Below are 19,158 nucleotides of genomic sequence, written 5' to 3' on the forward strand. Positions count from 1 at the left end.
GCGTTCAGTCCTTCAGCGCGGCCTCGACCCCGGCCGCCACGGCGAAGAGGGCGGCATCGGTCCCCGGCGCGCCAGCGAGCATGAGGCCGGCGGGCAGGCCGCCTTCGCCGGTGAGGGGCAAGGAGATGGCGCAGCCGTCGATCATGTTGATGAGGGTGGGGTTGCGCAGGGCCATGATGTTGGCGCGGCCATAGGCGTCGTCGTCGGTGAGGAGATCGGCGATGCGCGGCGGGGCAATGGCGACGGTGGGCAGCGCCAGCGCATCGAAGCCGGCGAGCCGCGCGGCGGCGCGGGCGACGAGACCGGCGCGGGCCGCCACCAGATCCACATAATCCGCCGCCGACTGCTCGGAGCCGCGCCGCACGCGGACGGAGACGCGCGGGTCGTAGGCCTCGCCCTTCTCGGCCAGCAGGCGGCGGTGGACGGCGTAGGATTCCGCCGCCGCGAAGCCGCCCTTGGCGTTGAGGGTGGCGATCTCGCCGAACTCCGGGAAGGGCGCGGAGACGATCTGCGCGCCGGCCTTGGCGAGACGGTCCAGCGCCGCCTCGAAGGCGGCGGCCACCGGCGCGTCCAGCCCGTCGAGGGCGACGGTGATGGGCACGAGGAGGCGCAGGCCCGCAACAGGACGGGCCGGCAGCGGCGCGTCACCGCCCGAGAGGATGGCGTCGAGCGCGGCGCAGCAGGCCACCGAGCGGGCGATGGGGCCGATGGAATCCAGCGTGGTGGAGAGCGGGAAGGCGCCCTCGCGGGGCACGCGGCGCGCCGTGGGCTTGAAGCCGACGAGGCCGCAGAAGGCCGCCGGGATGCGGCAGGATCCGCCGGTATCGGTGCCGAGGATCGCATGGGCCATGCCGTCCGCCACCGCCACCGCGCCGCCGGAGGAGGAGCCGCCGGAGACGCGCGGGCCGGTCGCCCGCTCGAAGGGAGCGGCGGGATTGCCCGTGTGCGGGTTCATGCCGAGGCCGGAATAGGCGAACTCGGTCATGGTGTTGCGGCCGATGAGCACGAAGCCCGCCCGGCGCAGGCGCGCCACGGCGGGCGCGTCCGCCTGAGCCGGCGGTGAATCGCGCAGCACCTTGGAGCCCGCCGCCGTGACCTCGCCGGCCACGTCGAACAGGTCCTTGATGCCGATGGGGATGCCGGCGAAGGGCGAGGGCGCGGCCCCCGCCTTGCGCAGCATATCCTGCGCATCGGCGGCCGCGCGGGCCGCCTCCCGGTTCACCCGCACGAAGGCGCGCGAGCCCTCCCCGTCCGGAGCGTCGATGCGTGCGATGCAGTCCTCCACCAGCACCCGCGCCGTGGTGCGGCCGGAGGCGAGATCAGCGGCGAGGGCGGCGAGGGTGGGCTGCATGGGGGCGTCCGCGAAGAAGAGAATCAGGCCGGATCGAAATAATGGATTTCGAACAGGATGCAGCCCTTTTCCGACTTGAACGGCCCATGCACGGCGCCCGGGGGACGCACCGCATAGGTGAAGGGGGGAAAGCTCTCGCCGCCCTCGCCCTTGTCGTCATTGCCGACGGTGAGGTCGCCGGAGACCAGGAACACCTCTTCCCAATATTCGTGCACGAACGGCTTGGTGGTGAACACGCCGGGCTCGAACTTCAACAGCCGCGAGCGCGAGCCGGCGCGGTTCTCCTCGTCGAGGGCACCGGCGAGGATCTTCTGCTGGATGCCGGCGGGATAGCCGGGGGGCACTTCCCAGCCGGTCGTCAGGTCGAGCGTGTGGAACTCGTCGTGGATCTTGTTGATCGCCATGGCTGTGGTCTTCGCTGTGTATCGGTGGAAAGGGATCACTCGGCCGCGCGGGCAGCGGCGAAGGGCTTCACCTCGTCGGAGAGGGCGTAGGAGGCGAGCATGTCGTTGAGCATCTTCTCCGCGCCCGCCCAGTCATAGGTGCGGAAGGAGTGGCCCTTCACCACGAAGGAGGCGCCCGCATAGAACATCTCGTACTGGGTGTGGCGCGAGGCGAATTCAGAGCCCACCGCGTCCCAGGCGAGCTTGTAGAACTTCACCTTCTCCTCGGCGGTCGCGGCCGGCGACTGCTGGGTCTTGCCGATGAGGCGCGCGACTTCGGTATTCTCATAGTCGTGCACCGATGAGGGCAGCATGATCATGCCGCCGCCGGCCAGCTCGCGCAAAGTGGTGATGAACTTGCCGTAGAGCTGCTGGGCCAGCGTCTGCGCGGCGTAGAGCGTGTGCCGGTCGGGCACGAAATAGGGGCCGTAATAGCTGCCCTTGGCCTCCATGGCGGCGACGAAGGCGTCCACCATGCCGGCCTCGGCGGCGAGCTGGCCGAGCGTCTCGCGCACCTGCGGGAAGTTGGTGGTGCCGTTCACCTCGGTGATGCGGCGGGCGATGCCGAGCAGGAACTTCAGCTTCACCGAGAGGCGGATCTGCGCCTGGTAGTTCTGGTAGACGTGCGCCGGCGTCGCGTGGAACTGCTTGTTCGTCATGGCGACATCGCGGGCGATGAAGATGCGGTCCCACGGCACCTTCACGTCGTCGAAATAGAGCACCGCGTCATTCTCGTCGAAGCGGCTCGACAGCGGGTTGTCGAACACGCTGGGCGCGCCCGCCTCGTAGGACTTGCGGGAGAGGATCTTCAGGCCCTTCGCATTCATCGGGATGCAGAAGGAGAGCGCATAGGGCTCCTCGCCCTTCTGCAGCGGCTGGATGCAGGTGACGAACACCTCGTTGGCCATGATGCCGCCGGTGGCCAGCATCTTGGCGCCGCGCACGGTGATGCCGGAGGTGTCCTCGTCCACGATGGCAGCGGAGAGGAAGGGGTCGGCCTGCTCGGCCGCGTTCTTGGAGCGGTCGGCCTGCGGGTTGATGATGACGTAGGTGAGATAAAGATCATTATCGCGGGCGTAGCGGTAATAGTCCGCCAGCGCGCGGGCACGGGCCGGATCGTACAGCTCGAACTGGTCGACGCCCATGTACATGCCGGAGATGCAGGAGGCGACGTGATCCGGCGCGCGGCCGAGGAAGCCGCCGTGCAGCTCGGTCCAGGCCTCGAGGCCGCGCCGGCGCGTCTTCAGATCCTCATAGCTGGTGGGCAGCTGCCAGATGCGGTTGGCGCGGGTCCCTGTGTCGGTCTCGAAGGTCATCAGCTCCCGGTTTTCCGGGGCGCTGTGGAAGTCGAACATCTTCCCGACGGAGGCGATGGACCGGCGGAAGGCGTGGTGGGTGGTGGCATCGCCCACCGTTTCGCCGTCGATAAAAATCTCGCGGCCGTCCCTCAGGCTCTGGATGTGCTCGGCACCGGTCTTGATCATGGCTGGGTCCTCAAGTTCGGTTCAGCCGGCAACGGCCGCGAGCGTGCGGTAGCGTCCGGCATGGAAGATAAGCGGCTCGGCCGCGGCCGAGCGATGGGCGACGACGCGGGCGATGAAAACTTCGTGATCGCCCCCGTCGTGGATGGCGTGGGGCACGCATTCCAGATGCGCGGCCGCCCCGGCGAGGAGCGGCGCCCCGCCATGGCCGCGCAGGTGATCGACGCCCGCCCACTTCTCGCCCTGGGCGCGGGCAAAGCGGCCGGACAGGTCCTGCTGGTCGTGGGCGAGAACGGAGATGCCGTAGGCCGCCGCGGTGCGCAAGGCCGGAAGCGAAAGCGCCGTGCGGGCCACGGAAAACAGCACGAGGGGCGGGTCGAGCGAGACCGAGTTGAACGAACTCATGGTCATGCCGACGAGGCTGCCGTCACCCGCCTCCGCCGCCACGACGGCGATGCCGGTCGCGAACGCCCCCAGCGTCTGGCGGAAGGCGCGCGGATCGAACACGGCGGGGTCGGGGAGGGACGGCGAAGACATGGGGCAATGTCCGCACTAGATAGCTTTGTAATAAAGCTATTATCAAATGGGTGATGGACGTCAAGCCCTCTGCCCGGCTAAAAACATTCAGCGTGCCGCCCTTCTGCAGGGGGAGGGTCCACGGCGCGCGGGAGCAGACGTTCCATGCCTCAAACGAAGAACGGGCGGGGCAGAAGGCCATTGCCCTTGACGGCGTCCCGCGCCGCCTTGCTGGTCGACGGATCGGACACCGAGTTCCGCGAACTGGTGCACGACATGCTGGCGTTCGCGGCGGCCATCCAGGAGGTGCGCAATCGCCTCGGCGGCCTCATCGGCCTGTCGGGCACGCAATATACGATCCTGATGTCCATCGCCCGGCTCGCCGGCAAGATGCCCGAGCTGGGCGTCGCCACCCTCGCAGAGCACCTGCATCTGTCCGGCGCCTTCGTCACCATCGAGGTCAACAAGCTGGTCGCCGCCGGCCTCGTGAGCAAGGCCACCAACCCCAGCGACCGCCGCCGCGTGCTGCTCACCGTCACCAACGAGGCCGAGCAGCGCCTCGCCGAGCTGACGCGGGTGCAGGCGCCGGCCAACGACACCCTGTTCGGCCCGCTCTCGGCGAGCGAATTCCGGGCCATGCGCTCCATCATCGCCAAGCTCGCCGGCACTGGCGAGCGCACCCTCAAGCTGATCGACTATCTCGCCCCGGACGGCAGGATCGAGACCGCCCGCGAACAGGTTTCGCCGCTGGTGTGAGGGGGCCTGACAGCCGTCATGCCCCGGCTTGTCCGGGGCATCCACCCGGCCCCCAGCTGGCTGGGCGCGCTCCAGGACCCTGCCCGGCCACACCGTGGATCCCCCGGACAAGCCGGGGATGACGGCACTCCTGCGGTAAAGATGACCGCGCCGCCCCCTACAAATGCCCCGCCACGCCCCCGGCCCGCTCCGACACCATGCGGCCGTCGCTCATCTCCACGATGCGGTCGAAGATGTCCGACCAGCGCGGGTCGTGGGTGACCACCCCCACCGCCACCCGCCGCTCGTCGGCGAGCGCCCGGAACACCTGCATCACCTGCCGGCCGCGCGTGCCGTCGAGCGCCGCCGTGGGCTCGTCGGCCAGCAGCAGCACCGGATCGTTGGCCAGCGCGCGGGCAATGGAGACGCGCTGCTGCTCGCCGCCGGAGAGCTGGGTGGGATAATTGTCCTCGCGGTGGCCGAGCCCGAACTGCGCGAGGAGTTCCCGCGCCCGCTCGCGCGCCAGCTTCGGCCGCACGTCGTTGATCTCCAGCGCGATCTGGACGTTCTCCACCGCCGTGAGGAAGGGAATGAGGTTCGCCTTCTGGAAGATGAAGCCCACATGGGTGCGGCGGAAGTCGCGCAGGCTGTTGAGCTTCGTCTGCGGATCGGCGATGGGCCGGCCGCGGAAGTAGACCGTGCCGGTGGAGGGCGGCTCCAGCAGGCCCGCGATCATCAGGAAGGTGGTCTTGCCCGAGCCGGAGGGGCCGACGATGCCGGTCAGCTCCCCGGCGTTCAGCGCCAGCGTCATGTCGGAGAGCGCGGCCACCGCATTGGGGCCGGCGAGATAGATCTTGCTGGCGCCACGCACCTCCATCACCGCATCGGGCGAGGCGGGCGCAACGGGAAGCGCGGGCACCGGGTCCGGCCCGGCGAGCGCGCTCATGCCAGCACCTCCTGCGCCCGCACGCGCATGGCGCGGCGGATGGCGAACCAGCTCGCGAACAGGCTGATGAGGAGGAGCGAGAAGGCGATCCAGGCGAGGTCGTCCGGCAGCAGCAGCACCGTGCGCGGGAAGTTGGGATAGAGGGTGAAGGAGATGGCGAGGGCCACCGAATAGCCCAGCACCCCGATCCACAGCGCCTGCTGCACGATGAGGCCGATGATGACCCTGTCCCGCGCGCCGATGAGCTTCAGAAGCGCGATCTGGTTGATCTTCTCCAGCGTCAGCATGTAGATCGTCAGCGCGATGATGGAGCCGGCCACCAGCAGCGTCATGGCGGTGAAGGCGAGGATCTGCACCCTGAGCCGCCACAGGCGCCCGTTCAGCAGCATGTCGCGCTCCTCCTGCTGGGTCAGCACCTCCACGTCGCCCCACGCCTTGATGCGGCGCTGCACCTCGCTCGCATCGGCATTGGGCTTCAGTTCCACCATCACGGCGGCGACGGAGCCGCCATCGCCCATGCCCATGCGCGAGCGGCCCTTGGCGAGGCGGTTCAGCAGCACAGCCTCGGAGGGCAGCACGCGGTTGATGGATTGCGCATCGGGAATGGTGACGAAGAACATGCCGTCGCCGCCCATGTCCACCTGGCCCTTGGTGAGGCCCACGACCGTGTAATCGTCATGGCCGAGGCGGATCACATCGCCCACCAGCAGGCCGGTGGACTGGTCGGCGATGGCCTCGTAGCGGGTGGAGCGGAAGGCGCGCCCGTCGATGAGCGGAATCCACGCGCCGGAATCCTTCGGATAATCCACCCCGGTCACGGCGAGGCGGACCGGCTTGCCGTCGATCGTGTATTGCTGATTGTACTGGATGAAGCGGCGGGTGGAATCCACACCCGGCACGCCCTCCACCCGCCGGTCGAGATTGGCCGGCACGGCCGAGGTCTCGGCGAAGGGGCCGGAGCGTCCGCCCTCCACCACCCAGAGGTCGGCGCCGATGTCGTTGATGATGAGCAGCGCCTCGTGGACGATGCCGCGATAAAGGCCGATCATCCCCATGGTGGCGCCGAGCAGCATGCCGATGCCCACCGCCGTCAGCGCGAAGCGCAAAGCGGAGAAGCGCATGTCCCGAAGAGCGATGTTCATGGTGCAGCTCCCCGGCCCTCAGGGCAGCTTGGTGCCGAGGGTGACCGGCTGGAAGGCATAGCGTCCGGCGGGGGCCAGCACGGCGTCGCCCTCCTTCAGCCCGCGCGTCACCACCACGTTGGAGCCGCTGATGTAGCCGAGCGTCACCGGCGTCCAGGTGGCGCGGCCGCGCTGCGCCAGCCACACGCCGGCCCGCCCGTCGCGGCGGATCACCAGCGATTCCGGAATGCCGATGACCTGCTCGGGAGACTGCGCCTCAACCGCCACATTGGCGCGCTGGCCCATGGCCCAGCTGTCGGGCAGGGAATCGAGGGTGATGTCGGCGGTGAACTCGCGGGTCTCCTGGTCCACCTGCCGGGACAGGCGCAGCACCTTGCCGTTCCACACCCGCCCGGGATCGGCGGCGAAGGTGATGCGCGCCGGCTGGCCGGCCTTGATGGTGGCGCGGGCGGATTCGTCGAAGCGGGCGGAGATGATGATGGTGGACAGCTCCACCACCTGCATCAGGTTGGCGCCCGGCAGTAGCAGGTCGCCGGGATTGCGCTCGCGGGAGATGACCACGCCGTCGAGGGGGGCGCTGATGGTGGCCTCGCCCAGGCGCGCCTCCAGCACCTTCACATTGGCCTGCTGGGAGAGCACCTGCGCCCGCGCCCGCTCGATGCCGGCCTCGGCGCGGGCCATGTCCGCCTCGGCCTGCTTGAAGGCGGCCTCCGTGGTGGTCAGCTCCGCCTGGGAGGCGGCATTGAGCTTCACCAGCGTGGCGCGGCGCTCATATTCGATCTTCGTCTTGTCGAGCATGGCCTGCGCGCGGGCGCGGTCGGCCTCGGCCTCGCTCACCCCGCGCCCGGCGGCGCTCGCCTCCGCCTGGGCCGCGGCGAGCTGGTTCTGCAGGTCGACGGATTCGAGCCGGGCCAGCACCTGGCCGCGCTTCACCGTGTCGTTGCGGTCGGCCTCGATGGATTTCAGGAAGCCCTGGATGCGGCTCGTCACGGTCACGCGGTTGATGGCGTCGAGAAGGCCGGGGCCGTTGATCTCGAGGCTCATCATGCGAAGCCGCACCTCGTGGTACGCCACCGGCGTCGGCAGCACGTACCACCAGAATCCGGCGCCGCCCGCCGCGAGGGCGAGCACCATGACCACGGCGAAGCGCCGCCACCCGGCCGAATGGTCGGGCTTGAGATGAACGGGCTGGACGCGCTCCGGCTTCATGGCCGGGACCCGCTGCGGGAGATCGCGCCCCGATGGCGGGGACGGGCGAAGGCGGTGGAAAAGTGAATGCGCCGTGCCCGCGCGGGGCACGGCCGGGTCATCTCGCTGGGGCTCACGCGGGCTGCTCCTCGTCCGTATCGACGATCCCGGTGCAGCCGCTGCCGCCAAGCCCCATACGGTCCAGCACCTCCTCCAACAAGCCCCGTCCTTCGTCCGGTGTCAAGGCGGTGAGGTCGAAGCCGAGACGGTAGGCGAGTCCGTCCGCGCTCTGGAAGGAGCGCAGGTCGAACTCGTTGATGGCGTAGCGCATGAGCTTGGGGCTCATGGGCGCGACCTTGATGTGGCCGAGGTCCAGCACCTCCGCCTTGCCCTGCCGCTGCAATGTCGAGGTGGTGGCACCACGGGCAAAGCGGTCGGGCGCCTGCATGCCGGTCTGGTACAGAGCGAGGTAGGAGCCGGCGGCGATCACCTCGTCATGCACGGCTCCGTCCAGCGCCGCATACTCGAACGGCACGTAGGGCATGGCCCGGTTGAGCTGGTCCGCGAGGCTCGCGGCCAGCGTCTCCAGCCGCGGTGTGGCGCGGGCCGGCGCCCGCAGCAGGGCCGATCCGGCGACCCAGCTGATGAAGCCGTTGAGCCGGCGGTCCGTGCGCATGGCGGTGGGGACGTTCAGCATCACGTCGTCCACCCCACCAAGCGCCGCCACCGTCTGGCCGACGGCGGCGATGAGCAGCGCCGTCTCGGTGACGCCGGCCGCCCGCGCGCGGGCCTGAAGCCGCTGCTGGCCGTCGGCGCTGAGGAAGGCGTACATCTCGCCCGCCGGCCCGCCCTGGGTGAGGTCGAAATTCGGGGCGAGGCCCTTGGCCCGGCGCCCGAAGTTGGGCACCGGCGGCGGGTCCACCGCGTAGAGGCTGCGCAGATAGGCGTCGCGCTCGGCCATGAAGGCCGGATCGGTCGCCCGCTCGAACGTATTCACATAGGTTTCGACATCCATCTCCGGCGGTGGCAGCGGGATGCCGAGGAAGGCCTGGAACAGCTCCTCCACGAACAGGCCCAGGGACCAGCCGTCGAACACCGTGTGGTGCCCGTGCGCCACCACCACGTCGCCCTCCGGCCCGCAGCGCAGGACGGTGATGCGATAGGGCGGATTGGTGAAGGGGTCCATGGGATCGCCGATCAGCTCGGCGACGCGGGCCTCCATCTGCGCCTCGTCGGCGTCGGGCATGTCCTCCACCACCAGCGGCGGCTCGCCGGGCGGCAGGATGAAGACGCGCGGCCGGCCGTTGTCGTCGACGATGAAGCGGGAGCGCAGCGCCTCCTGCCGCTCCTCCACCAGCCGCAGCGCCCGGCGCAGGCGCTCGATATCCATCCGCGGGGAGATGCGGAAGGCGCGGTTGACGGTCCAGGCGGCCCGGCAGGCGTAGCCGGTCTGTGGCCTCATGAAGGAGCGCAGCAGCAGCCCCTGCTTGAGCGAGAGAGGCACCTCCCGTTCGCCGCTCACCCGCACCGGGGCAGACGCGGCCACCGGTTCGGGCGCCGCCGCGGCGGTGCGGGTCAGGGCCTCGGCCGGGGCGTGCCATGTGGCATCGGAGAGCGTCGCGGCGCTGCCGCCGAGGGTCTCCAGCGTCGCGGCGAAGGCGTCGAGGAAGGGGCGCGCGGCCCCGGCGTCGAAGGCCGCCGTGTCGATCGCGAGGACGAGGCGCACGCCGTCGCCCTCCGCCACCGCATCGAACCGCAGCTCGTTGAACGGGTCCGCCAGGGCCGCCAGCGGGTCCGCCACGCCGCGCGCGGCGAGCGCCGACGCGGAGGCGGCATCCACATAGGCAAATCCGAGCTGCCGGAGCGCCGCCCCGGCCGCGTTGAGCTTGGTGCCGAGCAGCGATTCCAGCGCCGCCGTGTCCAGCGCCCGGTGATCCCGGGCCATGGCGAGCCGCTGGCGGGTCCGGCGCACGATCCGGTCGGGCGCCTCGCACAGCCGGTCCATAAGCAGAGGCACGGAGGTCGAGACCGGGCCGAGCAGCCCGTCGCGCCGCGCCGGATCGTGACACTCGATCACCAGCGCCTGTGCGTCGTGCCGCGTGGCGAGGGAGCGCGCGAGGGCGGTGAGCAGCAGCGCCTCCTGCTCGGCGACCGTCAAGGCGGCGAAGCCGGGCATGTCGATGCGGGCGGTGAGGCGCCCCACCGGCCCACGATTGAGCCCGAAGCCGGCCGGCGCCAGCGCCAGCGAGCGCACCCCGGTCCGGAGCGCGGGCGAAACGGCGCGCAGCACTTCCTTCCAGAAGGCGAGATGGCGCCCCTGCTCCGGCGAGCCATCGGCCGGGCGGCCTTCCGCCGCGAAGGCGGTGAAGGGCGCGCCTGCGGAGGGGGCGGTTTCCACCGCCGCCAGCAAGGCCGCGAGGGCGAGATGGGGCGAGAGCGCATCCGCCGCCGCGCGGTGGGCGCGGGCATGGAGCGTCAGCGTGCCATCGGCACCCTTGGAGACGCCGAACTTGGAAACCCCGAACCGCCACAGCGGCCCCGGCTGCGTCACCGGGGCGAGCGCGCCGGCGGAGGCCACCCATTCCAGGTCCGGCGCACCGTTGAGCACGATCGAGCCGGTCTCTGTGGCGGTGAGGCGCAGGCCATCCTGCGCCGCCGCGAGATCGGCCAGCGCCTGCGCCAGCTGTTCGAAGGCGACGCCGGCCGGCACGGCGCGGGAGGCCGAGACCTCCAGCGCGTCGCGCACCGCCTGCGTGGTCATGGGCCGGGTGGCGAGGGCAATGAGCGCCTCCTGCCGCACCAGCGGGCGGAAGGCCAGCGGACCGGCGTTTCCGGCCGTCCCCTCCCCGCCCGCCGCAAGAGCTTCCGCGCTCGCCGCGCGGGCCTTCTGCGCCGCCTCGAAGGTGGCGGCCACCACGCCGGAGAGGCCGGTGATGGTGGGGGTCTGCAGGAACTTGGCCACGGGGATGTTCACATCCACATGGGCCTCGATGCGGTTCTTCAGCTCGAAGGAGGAGAGCGAATCGAGCCCCAGCTCCGACAGCCGCCGGTCGGGCGGGATGTCGGCGGCGGCCACCTTCAGCACCTTCGCCACCTCGCCACGGATGAGATCGGCAAGCATGGCGTCCCACTGCTCGCGCGGGGCGGCGAGGAGATCCGCCTGGATGCGCGAGCGCCCGGCGGACCGCTGCGCCAGCAGCGGCTTCACCCGGCCCGTGCCGGCCGTGCGGGCGAGCGCGCGGGCGATGGCGGACCAGTCGGCGCGAGCGAACGCGGGGTTCTCCTCCTCGGCGCGCAGCAGCGTGCCCAGCGAGGCCGCCGCTTCCGTGTCCGGCACCGGCTTCATGCCGATGCTTTCGAGATAATTGCCCAGCGCCTCGGAGCGGGCGACGAAGCCCGAGCCGGCGATGGAGCCCCACGCCACCGACGAGCCGGCGACACCCCGCCCCTTGCGGAACGAGCCCAGCGCGTTGAGGAAGGCGTTGGCCGCCGTGTAGTTCGCCTGTCCCGGGCTGCCGATGACCTGCGCCAGCGAGGAAAAGCTGACGAAGAAATCCAGCGCCGCGCCATGCTTTGCCACCGCGCGGTGCAGGCTCCAGCCGCCGCCCACCTTGGGGCGGATGACGCGGCTGATCTGCGCCGCGTCGAGCTGGGCGAGGAAGCCGTCCTCGATCACCGCCGCGCCGTGGACGATGCCCTTCAGCGGCTTGTCGGAGGCCGCATAAGCGGCGATCACCGCCTCGACCGCTTGCGGGTCGGTGACATCGAGGGCGAGCGGCACCACCTCCGTCCCCCGCGCCTGGATGGCCGCGATGGCCGGCGCGGAGTCTTCATCCGGCGTGCCGTTGCGGCCGGCGAGCAGCAGGCGCCCGGCGCCGGCCCGGCTCAGATAGTCCGCCACCGCGACACCGAAGCCGCGCAGGCCACCGGTGACGAGATAGCTCGCCTCGCCGGAGAGCTGCATGGGCTGGGCGAGGTCGATCTCCACCTCCACCTCCGGCTCGTCGAAGGTGAGCACCACCTTGCCGATGTGCTGCGCCTTGGCGAACAGGCGCATGGCATCCGCCGCGCGGGACACCGGGAAGCGCGTCGCCACCAGCGGCCGGTAGGCGCCGCGCGCCACCTCCGCCTCCACCGCCCGCAGCAAAGAGGAGAGCCGCGCCGGGCGCTCGTCGGCGATGGTGGAGAGGTCGATGACGGAGTAGGAATTGTTGTAATAGAGGGACTTGAGGCCGATGGGCTTGTCCTGCGCGAGATCGCGCTTGCCGATCTCCACGAAGCGGCCGAACGGCGCGAGGCATTCCAGCCCCTTGTCGATGCCCGCGCCCGAAAGCGCATTCAGCACCACGTCCACGCCCCGCCCTTTTGTAGCCGCGCGCACGTCCTCGGCGAATTCGAGGCTGCGCGAGTTCATCACATGGACGATGCCCAGCGCCCTGAGATGGTCACGCTTGGCGTCGGAACCGGCGGAGGCGAGGATATCGGCGCCGATGTTGCGCGCCACCTGGATGGCGGCAAGGCCGACGCCGCCGGTGGCGAGATGCACCAGCACCTGCTCCTCGGGCAGCAGGCGGCCGATGTCCACCAGCGAGTAATGGGCGGTCATGAAGGCGGCCGGCAGGGTCGCGGCGTCCTTCAGATCCACCGTGTCCGGCACGTGCATGAGGAAGCGGGCATCGGCGGCGGCGAAGCGGCGCAGGAAGCCCTTGCCCATGCCCATCACCCGGTCGCCGGGCTTGAAGCCGGTGACGCCCTCGCCCACGCTCTGGATCGTGCCGGCGAATTCGAGGCCCAGATTGCGCCACCACGCGCCCTCGCCGTCCTGCTCGTCCGGCAGGATGGAGGTGGCCGCCATGATGTCACGGAAGTTGAGGCCCACGGCCGCGACCTCCACCACCACCTCGCCCGCCTTGGGGGTCGGATAGCGGCATTCGCGCAGCACCACATTGTCGATGACGCCGGGCTGGGTCATCGTCACGGTGAAGTTGGAGCGGTCGGTACCGGCCGCGATCACGCAGTGCTTCGGCGCCTGGGCGGCAAGCTCGCTCTGGCGCAGGCGCGGCACGAGGCGGCCCGCGCCGCGCAGCACGATCTCCGCCTCCGCGCTCTCCTCCGCCACCGCCTGGGCCAGCGTCGCCCCGGCCGCGAAGGCGGCGGGGTTCGCGTCCACATGGCGGACGGCGAATTCCGGGCATTCATTGGCGATGGTGCGGCTGAGGCCGAGGAGCGGCGCATCGGCGAGGCCGTCCGTGGTCATGGCCCCGTCGCCGGGCACCCGCCGCCCGGCGCGGCCGAGCACGACGAGGGTGGGCCGAAGCGGCGCGGTGCGCAGCAGGTCGAGCGCCTTGCCCACCGTGACGAGGCCGTTGGCCGCCGGCTCCACGGCGGCCAACAGCGCCTCGGTGGACAGAGCCTCGGCGTCCGCCAGATGGGTGCCGGCGGTGGCGGCATAGATGATGCCGACGAGCCCTTCCGCCGCCGCAAGCATCGCCTCCAGCCGGGCCGTGAAGGCCTCGGCCTCCATGGCGAAGAGCGGGGCCGGGTCCATGGTCTCGACCGTGGAACCCTGTGCCTCCAGAGCGGCGGTCAGCGATGCGGTCTCGGCGGCATCGCCGGTCACCAGCAGCCAGCGGCCGGTGCGCACCGGGGCCGGCGGCTTGTCCGCATCGCTCTCATAGGTCTCGTCGATGACGACGGCGCCCTCGCCGGTGGACGCCTTCAGCGCGCCCAGCGTCTTCACCTGGAGGTTTTCCACCGCCAGAAGCGGCGTGCCGTCCAGCGCGTAGACGCGATAGATGCCGGTGTCGTCGCGCGGGTCGGTGAAGAACTCGCAGATGACCTCGCTCGGCAGCGGGCCGGCCACCATCACCTTGCGGATGCCGATGGGGAGCATGAGGCGATACTTGCCCTCTACCTCCTCCATCTCCGGCAATGGCGCGCCGGGGATCCAGAGCCCGGCCTCCACGTCGTCCACGACGAGGCCGGCCTGCAGCACGGAATCGAACAGGCCGGGGAAGGCGACGAAGCCGGTGCGCCGCGCCGCCTCGGAGCTGACGATGCGCGCCACCGCATGGCGCGGGCCGGGCAGCCAGAGCGCCTCCACCGCCTGGAAGGTGGGGCCGTAATCAAGCCCGTGGCGGGCGGTGAGACGATAGAAATCCTCCCGCGTGATGGCCGGGGTGCCGGCGAGCACCGCCGGATCGAATTTCGCCCTGGGCAAGGTGAAGGCGTGCTGCCAGCCATAGGCCTCGACGCGCAGGCGCCAGTCCTCATCCGTGTCGCGCTTGAGCGAGGAAATGCGCAGGCGGTTGGTGACCGGATCATATGACGTGCGCAGCAGCACCACGTCGTCCGTGCCGATGGAGAGCGCCTCCATGATCTTGAAGTCGCGCAATTCCACCGGGGCCGCGCCGAACAGCTCGCGCAGCGCCGCCGTCATCATCTCCACATAGCCGACCGTGGGGAACAGGCAGTCGCCGCCGGGGCGGTGATCGGCGAGGTACTTGAGGCTCTTCAGCGTGATTTCGTTGGTCCAGGCCGGCTCCGGCCCGCTCTCGCGCCAGCCGAGCAGCGGGTGGCGGTCGTCGTCGAACAGGAACTGCTTCGCCTCCAGCGGCAGCTGCACCAGGCGCTCGTTGGCCCATGGGCGGCGCGGCAGGGCAAGGTGGTCGGCGCGGGCGGGCGCCTCATCGGAGCCGTCCTTCGCCGCCTCGGTCCAGTCGAAGGACACACCGTTCACATAGAGGCTCGCCATGGAGCGGGCCATGACGAGGCGATCGTCGCCCTGCCGCTCCAGCGAGGGCACCGCCACCACGGACGCGTTGCGCTCCTGCGAGATGCCGTGGATCAACGGCGTCACCGTGCGGTGCGGCCCCAGCTCCAGGAAGGCGTCGATGCCGAGGTCGAGGCAGAAATCGATGGCCTTCTTGTAATTCACCGGCTGGCGCAGGTTCTGCCACCAGTATTCGCTGTCGAACCGCGTCTCCAGCATGGCGGTGACGGTGGAGACGATGGGGATGGACGGCGGCTTCCAGTCGATCTCGCCGAGGCCGGCGCGGAACTTCGCCTCGCAATCGTCGAGATGGGGCGAGTGCCAGCCGAAATCCATGGTGAGGCGGCGGGCGAGGACATCCGGGAACAGGCGCTTCACCTCGGCGAGCACGGCGTCCACCGGGCCTTCCATGCCGGAGATGGTCTGGGCCGTGGGGCCATTATAGGCGGCCACCACCACGGTGCCGTCGTCGGGCAGCAAAGGCGCGAGCTGGTCATAGGTGACGCCCAGCGTCGCCATGGCGCCGCGGCGCGTGCTGCCGTGGGGGATGAGGCCGCGGTGGTAGATGATCTTCGCGCAGGTTTCGAGATCGATGCAGCCGGCGATATAGGTGGTCGCCACCTCGCCGAAGCTGTGGCCCACCAGCAGTTCGGGCGTGAGGCCGCGCGCGCGCCACATGCGGTAGAGGCCTACCTGCATGGTGAAGATGGAGGCCTGCGTCACGTCCGCGTCGTTGATGCGGGTCTTGCTCTCGTCCTTCAGCACCTCTTCGACCACGGACCAGCCGGTCCACGGCTTCAGCACGGCGTCGAACTCGTCCACGAAGGCGCGGTAGACGGGATCGGTGGTGAGCAGCTTGCGGCCCATGGCCCACCACTGCCCGCCCTGCCCCGAGAAAGTGAAGGCGAGCCGGCGCGGCCGCGCGCGGCCGGTGATGATGTACGGCGCGACCGCCTCGAACTCTTCCGCCGGCGCGTCGGCGCCCAGCGCCAGCATCCTGAGCTTGTAGGGCAGATCCTGCGCCGCACGGTCGGCGAGGAGCACGGCGCGCTCGTTGAGATGGTCGCGGCTGGTCTTCAGCACCTGCGAGAGGCTGTCGTAGGAGACGCCGGAGAGCGCGCCGCCGTCGTCCACCGCCTCGGCCAGTTCCTCGGCCCAGAGCGCGAGCGCCGGCTTGCCGTTGGCGGAGAGGGGGATGAAGGCGGGATCGTCGGTCGGCACCGCCCGCGCGGGCGCGGCCTTCGCGGTCCGCGCGCCGCCGTGCCAGCTCTCCACCGCCACCGAGGCGTTGGTGCCGCCGAAGCCGAAGGAATTCACCACGGAGAGGCGCACCCCGTCCTCGGCATCGTAGGGGGTCGGCTCCACCGGTACCTTGAGGCCGAGGGCATCGAACGGGATGTTGGGGTTCGGCCGCTCGAAATTCAGGTTTGGCGGCACCACGCCATGGTGCGCCGAGAGCACGATCTTGATGAGGCCGGCGATGCCGGACGCGGATTCCAGATGGCCAAGATTGGGCTTGAAGGAGCCCACCAGCACCGGCCGGTCCACCCGCCCCGCGCCGAACACGCGGCCGATGGCGCTCGCCTCGATGGGGTCGCCCACCGGCGTGCCGGTGCCATGCGCCTCCACATAGCCCACGTCTTCCGGGTCGATGCCGGTCTGCTCCAGCAGGCTGTTGAGCATGGCCGTCTGGGCTACGTCACTGGGCGCGGTGAGGGTCGGCGTGCGGCCGTCCTGATTGACGGTCGAGCCGCGCAGCACCGCGTAGATGTGGTCGCCATCGGCCACCGCACGGGCGAGCGGCTTCAGGAGCACGAGGCCGCAGCCCTCGCCGCGCACGAATCCGTCGGCGCGGGCATCGAAGGTGTAGATGGCGCCCGTCGCCGACAGCATGTTGGCGCTGGAGAAGGCGACGAAGGGGCCGGGGTCCAGCATCATGTTCACGCCGCCGGCCAAAGCCACGTCGCAGGTGCCCATGGAGAGATGGCGGATCGCCTGATCCACCGCAACAAGCGCCGACGAGCAGGCCGTGTCGAGGGCCATGCTCGGGCCGGTGAAGTCGAGCCGGTGGGAGATGCGGTTCGCGGCGATGGAATAGGCCGAGCCGGTGCCGGCGAAGATGTCGGTGGCGACACGCCGGTAGCGCTGGGAATAGCTGAAGTCCGATGTGGAAATACCGACGAATACGCCGGTACGCTTCTTCTGAAGCGTGCGCAGGGTGATGCCGGAATCCTCCACGGTCTCGAACGCCACCTGCAGCAGCAGCCGCTGCTGCGGGTCCATGGACATGACCTCGCGCGGGGCCATGTCGAAGAAGGCGGGATCGAAGCTGAACACGTCGCCGGTGAGGAAGCCGCCCCATTTGGAATAGGAGCGCCCGGCGCATTCGGGGTCGGGATCGTAATAATTGCGGAAATTCCAGCGGTCGGCCGGAATTTCCCGGATGCCGCAGCGTTTTCCGACGAGGAAAGACCAATAATCCGCCCCGCTCGCGATCCCGCCGGGGAACCGGCAGCCGATGCCGACCACGGCAACGGCGAGGGGTTCAGTGGGCCTCGACTCGGTGAGGCCTTGGGAAATGACGGCTTTCAACTCGCCTTCGAGCAGATCGACACTGTCCATCGGAAGCGCCCCCTTCCGTTGATCCCGCGCTGCAAAATAGGCTCATCCGAAAATTGTTGTCATCACCAATTCTTGAGTGAGCCATGAAATACTTGAGAATGGTATTTTAGTAAGACATCGTCTACCGAAATACCATCCACTTCGCCTCTTCTATAAGCAAATCCGCCCAAGCGGCCTGCCGGAATTTGGCCGCATCGCAGCAAGACCACCGCCGGGCTGCTCTTTTGCAAAAAAAGCCGCCGGAACATGGTTCCGGCGGTCCCATGCCAAGGGTCTGCCTCGGTTGGTCTGCCTCGGTTGGTCTGCCTCGGTTGGTCGGCCTGGGTTGGGCGACGGGGAGTGAGCGACAGGCCGGTTTAGGCGTCCTCTTCCGCCGCCAGCAGCACGAGGTCGCTCAGGGTGAAGCGGTCGAAGTCGCGCAGCTCGCCCGGGGCGAGGATGGAGGCGTCGGACTGGCGGGCCAGCGTCCACAGCGCCTCGGCGACGATGCGGCTGCCCACCGGCCCGAGATGCTTCCCGGCCGGCCCCGCCGGATCGCCCGCCTCGGCGAGGATGTAGAACCACAGCGGCGTCGCCTCGCAGAACGGCAAGGCTGCGACGCGCTGGGCTTCCGGCAAGGCGGCGAGCAGCGTGTCGTCCCTGAGCGGCTTCAGGCCGAGATGCTTGGCCACCGCCTGTCCGGTGGGCAGCCCGAGCCGATAGCCGCGCGAGAGGTGCCGCATCGCCAGCGCCTCGACCGTGTCCGGCGCGCCGGCGAGGCGGGTGTCGAGCCGCCGCGCCCGCTGCGGCGCCTCTGCCTCCAGCGGCAGAAAGCCCTCCCAGGCGATGATGCGGTCGGCCGGCAGCCCGCCGGGGCCACAGCCGGAGGGGCCGAGCGCGGCGCGGGTGGCGAGCGCGGGCGCCTCCGCGTTGCGCAGGCGTGGGTTATAATCGTAGCTCGGCCGGGCGAGGCTCCGGCCGATGACGAAGGCCGCCGCCCAGAATTCCACCGGAATGAAGATGTCGCCGGGCCGGTCCTGCCGCCACAGGCGCCCCCCCTCGGCCATCACTGCCTCGACCACCTGGGGATCGGCGATCTTCGGCAACAGGTCGAACAGCACCATCCACTGGTAGCGCTGGCGCAGCGCCCGGCGCGCCGCCTCGAAGGAGAGGCCGGTCGCGACGAGGGCGTTGTGCGCCTTGAGAAAGGCGACGTGGAGCTGGCTCAGGGGCAGGCTCGCATCGTTGCGCGCGTCGCTCATGCGGGGCGCGCGGTCGCGGGCCGGATCGAGGCCGCGCGGCTGGCGCGGCAGGTCGTTGCGCGGGCTCTTGCGCGGCGGCAGCGGCGGCTCGCCGAAGGGGTCGCGCCACACCTCGCCGAGCAGCATCCGCCGGACAGCGGCCGGATCGCGCGGCGCGTCATAGACGGATTCGAGGTCGAGGCCGCCGGAGCGGCGGTTGAACAGGGCGGAGAAGCTGCCCAAGGGGGTGAAGGCCGGCGCGAAGGCGGCGGCCCCCGTTGCCCCGGCGAATTGCGCCTCCTCGGCCGGCCGCCGCTCCCACACGAGATCGTTGAGCACGAACTCCACAAGGAAGGCATAGGCGGCGGGGATGTCCGAATCGCCCTCCGCCCGGCGGCGCGGCGGCTGCCCGTTCGGCGCCTCGGCGCAGGCGCCCATGGCGGCGGCGAGGCGGGCGAGGTCCTTCAGCGTCCGCGACCCCTCGTCGATCCGGCAGGCCGGCGCGGCGAGGGCGGGGAACATGCGGCCAAAGCCATGGTCGCTCGGCCGCGCCCCCGCCTCGATGGCAAGGTTCCGGACGCGCGCGCTGATGGCCTCCCGGGTCGAGGGGCGCGGCTCGTCGCTTCCGGTCATCTCAAGGGGCCTTTCGACACGCATTCTCAGGGCACACTCCTCTGATCCCCCAGCCCCGGGGCTCCCCCTTACGTCAGCATTTCGACGGTTCGGTCAGCATCATCCGAAT

The 19,158-nt window shown here is 70.2% G+C and carries 10 protein-coding genes; 1 reads left to right on the forward strand and 9 read right to left on the reverse strand.

What is annotated here, in order from left to right; translation table 11 throughout:
- Nucleotides 1-4: 4 nt before the first annotated feature.
- From J2126_RS09655 to J2126_RS09670, 4 genes are read right to left on the reverse strand one after another with little or no spacing between them, the layout of a single operon-like run.
- Nucleotides 5-1,351: an amidase gene (locus J2126_RS09655; protein ID WP_209486165.1), complete on the reverse strand. Its 1,347-nt coding sequence runs from the start codon at nt 1,349-1,351 to the stop codon at nt 5-7.
- Nucleotides 1,352-1,374: 23 nt separating this feature from the next.
- Nucleotides 1,375-1,755, reverse strand: coding sequence for a cupin domain-containing protein (locus J2126_RS09660; RefSeq protein WP_209486167.1), 381 nt, complete (start codon nt 1,753-1,755; stop codon nt 1,375-1,377).
- Nucleotides 1,756-1,790: 35 nt separating this feature from the next.
- The gene (locus J2126_RS09665; RefSeq protein WP_209486169.1) at nt 1,791-3,278 is read right to left on the reverse strand and encodes a 4-hydroxyphenylacetate 3-hydroxylase family protein; all 1,488 of its coding nucleotides are present in this window, start codon (nt 3,276-3,278) and stop codon (nt 1,791-1,793) included.
- A 21-nt stretch (nt 3,279-3,299) separates the two neighbouring features.
- Nucleotides 3,300-3,812 (reverse strand): flavin reductase family protein, encoded by a 513-nt coding sequence (locus J2126_RS09670; RefSeq protein ID WP_209486172.1) that lies wholly within the window; start codon nt 3,810-3,812, stop codon nt 3,300-3,302.
- 186 nt (nt 3,813-3,998) lie between these two features.
- Between J2126_RS09670 and J2126_RS09675 the strand changes: the two genes are divergently transcribed.
- The gene (locus J2126_RS09675) at nt 3,999-4,547 is read left to right on the forward strand and encodes a MarR family winged helix-turn-helix transcriptional regulator (RefSeq protein ID WP_245327262.1); all 549 of its coding nucleotides are present in this window, start codon (nt 3,999-4,001) and stop codon (nt 4,545-4,547) included.
- Nucleotides 4,548-4,704: 157 nt separating this feature from the next.
- On the opposite strand, the gene J2126_RS09680 is transcribed toward J2126_RS09675, so the two are convergent.
- The 5 genes from J2126_RS09680 to J2126_RS09700 all read right to left on the reverse strand — a co-directional run bounded on the left by J2126_RS09680 (nt 4,705) and on the right by J2126_RS09700 (nt 19,049).
- Nucleotides 4,705-5,472, reverse strand: a complete 768-nt coding sequence (locus tag J2126_RS09680) for an ABC transporter ATP-binding protein (protein ID WP_209486176.1) — start codon at nt 5,470-5,472, stop codon at nt 4,705-4,707.
- Entirely contained in the window at nt 5,469-6,614 is a 1,146-nt protein-coding gene (locus J2126_RS09685) for an ABC transporter permease (protein ID WP_209486177.1), read from the reverse strand. The genes J2126_RS09680 and J2126_RS09685 overlap by 4 nt, the downstream gene beginning before the upstream one ends.
- A gap of 18 nt (nt 6,615-6,632) precedes the next feature.
- Entirely contained in the window at nt 6,633-7,823 is a 1,191-nt protein-coding gene (locus J2126_RS09690; protein WP_209486179.1) for an efflux RND transporter periplasmic adaptor subunit, read from the reverse strand.
- 112 nt (nt 7,824-7,935) lie between these two features.
- Nucleotides 7,936-17,196 (reverse strand): type I polyketide synthase, encoded by a 9,261-nt coding sequence (locus tag J2126_RS09695; RefSeq protein WP_209486186.1) that lies wholly within the window; start codon nt 17,194-17,196, stop codon nt 7,936-7,938.
- A 356-nt stretch (nt 17,197-17,552) separates the two neighbouring features.
- Complete coding sequence (locus tag J2126_RS09700; protein ID WP_209486188.1) at nt 17,553-19,049, reverse strand: hypothetical protein; 1,497 nt, start codon at nt 19,047-19,049, stop codon at nt 17,553-17,555.
- Nucleotides 19,050-19,158: the final 109 nt, after the last annotated feature.

The sequence above is a fragment of the Xanthobacter flavus genome (assembly GCF_017875275.1).
GTDB classification, from domain to species: Bacteria; Pseudomonadota; Alphaproteobacteria; order Rhizobiales; family Xanthobacteraceae; genus Xanthobacter; species Xanthobacter flavus_A.

Bases quoted from the DNA above. Each gene is read 5' to 3' on its own strand.
- J2126_RS09655 (WP_209486165.1), bottom strand. From the start codon at position 1,351: ATGCAGCCCACCCTCGCCGCCCTCGCCGCTGATCTCGCCTCCGGCCGC.
- J2126_RS09660 (WP_209486167.1), bottom strand. From the start codon at position 1,755: ATGGCGATCAACAAGATCCACGACGAGTTCCACACGCTCGACCTGACG.
- J2126_RS09665 (WP_209486169.1), bottom strand. From the start codon at position 3,278: ATGATCAAGACCGGTGCCGAGCACATCCAGAGCCTGAGGGACGGCCGC.
- J2126_RS09670 (WP_209486172.1), bottom strand. From the start codon at position 3,812: ATGTCTTCGCCGTCCCTCCCCGACCCCGCCGTGTTCGATCCGCGCGCC.
- J2126_RS09680 (WP_209486176.1), bottom strand. From the start codon at position 5,472: ATGAGCGCGCTCGCCGGGCCGGACCCGGTGCCCGCGCTTCCCGTTGCG.
- J2126_RS09685 (WP_209486177.1), bottom strand. From the start codon at position 6,614: ATGAACATCGCTCTTCGGGACATGCGCTTCTCCGCTTTGCGCTTCGCG.
- J2126_RS09690 (WP_209486179.1), bottom strand. From the start codon at position 7,823: ATGAAGCCGGAGCGCGTCCAGCCCGTTCATCTCAAGCCCGACCATTCG.
- J2126_RS09695 (WP_209486186.1), bottom strand. From the start codon at position 17,196: ATGGACAGTGTCGATCTGCTCGAAGGCGAGTTGAAAGCCGTCATTTCC.
- J2126_RS09700 (WP_209486188.1), bottom strand. From the start codon at position 19,049: ATGACCGGAAGCGACGAGCCGCGCCCCTCGACCCGGGAGGCCATCAGC.